5 tRNA genes and 2 rRNA genes are annotated in these 1224 nt (G+C 51.0%); all 7 read left to right on the forward strand.

The features are described 5' to 3' along the window. Positions 1-498, forward strand: a 23S ribosomal RNA gene (locus ADH02_RS02460); the annotation flags it as partial. A 79-nt stretch (positions 499-577) separates the two neighbouring features. After that, positions 578-693 (forward strand): 5S ribosomal RNA (gene rrf, locus ADH02_RS02465). A gap of 11 nt (positions 694-704) precedes the next feature. Beyond that, positions 705-778 (forward strand) — tRNA-Asn (locus ADH02_RS02470). Between the two features lie 27 nt (positions 779-805). Further along, positions 806-895, forward strand: a tRNA-Ser gene (locus ADH02_RS02475). Between the two features lie 25 nt (positions 896-920). Further along, a tRNA-Glu gene (locus ADH02_RS02480) sits at positions 921-992 on the forward strand. 13 nt (positions 993-1005) lie between these two features. Then, a tRNA-Ser gene (locus ADH02_RS02485) sits at positions 1006-1095 on the forward strand. A gap of 9 nt (positions 1096-1104) precedes the next feature. Continuing rightward, positions 1105-1177, forward strand: a tRNA-Met gene (locus ADH02_RS02490). Positions 1178-1224: the final 47 nt, after the last annotated feature.

The following is a 1224-nucleotide window of genomic DNA, read 5'->3' on the forward strand; positions in this document are numbered from 1 at the left end:
CCGTATGGAAGGGCCATCGCTCAACGGATAAAAGCTACCCTGGGGATAACAGGCTTATCTCCCCCAAGAGTTCACATCGACGGGGAGGTTTGGCACCTCGATGTCGGCTCATCGCATCCTGGGGCTGAAGTCGGTCCCAAGGGTTGGGCTGTTCGCCCATTAAAGCGGTACGCGAGCTGGGTTCAGAACGTCGTGAGACAGTTCGGTCCCTATCCGTCGCGGGCGTTGGAAATTTGAGAGGAGCTGTCCTTAGTACGAGAGGACCGGGATGGACACACCGCTGGTGTACCAGTTGTTCTGCCAAGAGCATCGCTGGGTAGCTATGTGTGGACGGGATAAACGCTGAAAGCATCTAAGCGTGAAGCCCCCCTCGAGATGAGATTTCCCATCATTTTAAATGAGTAAGACCCCTGAGAGACGATCAGGTAGATAGGCTAGAAGTGGAAGTGCCGCGAGGCATGGAGCGGACTAGTACTAATCGGTCGAGGACTTAACCACGAGTTGTATAGCTGGTAGATTGATGGAGTTGGATATAGATTCAGTTTTGAAAGAACGAAAGTTTTTTCAGAAGATAAAGTGTGGTGACGATGGCAAGAAGGATACACCTGTTCCCATCTCGAACACAGAAGTTAAGCTTCTTAGCGCCGATAGTAGTTGGGGGTTTCTCCCTGCGAGGGTAGGACGTTGCCACGCTTTGTTATTTTTCCGCCATAGCTCAGTTGGTAGTAGCGCATGACTGTTAATCATGATGTCGTAGGTTCGAGTCCTACTGGCGGAGTTCATTCATATAAATGTTTGGAAACTCGGAGAGTTGTCCGAGCTGGCCGAAGGAGCACGATTGGAAATCGTGTAGACGGTTAACCCTGTCTCAAGGGTTCGAATCCCTTACTCTCCATTTATATGATTGATTTTATTACCATGGCCCGTTGGTCAAGCGGTTAAGACACCGCCCTTTCACGGCGGTAACACGGGTTCGAGTCCCGTACGGGTCATTATTTTTTTTATGGAGGATTACCCAAGTCCGGCTGAAGGGAACGGTCTTGAAAACCGTCAGGCGTGTAAAAGCGTGCAAGGGTTCGAATCCCTTATCCTCCTTAATATTATCGCGGGGTGGAGCAGTTGGCAGCTCGTCGGGCTCATAACCCGAAGGTCGTAGGTTCGAGTCCTACCTCCGCAATTAGGTTCCGTGGTGTAGGGGTTAACATGCCTGCCTGTCACGCAGGA

The organism is Streptococcus sp. 263_SSPC (genome assembly GCF_001071995.1).
Classification (GTDB): Bacteria; Bacillota; Bacilli; order Lactobacillales; family Aerococcaceae; genus Granulicatella.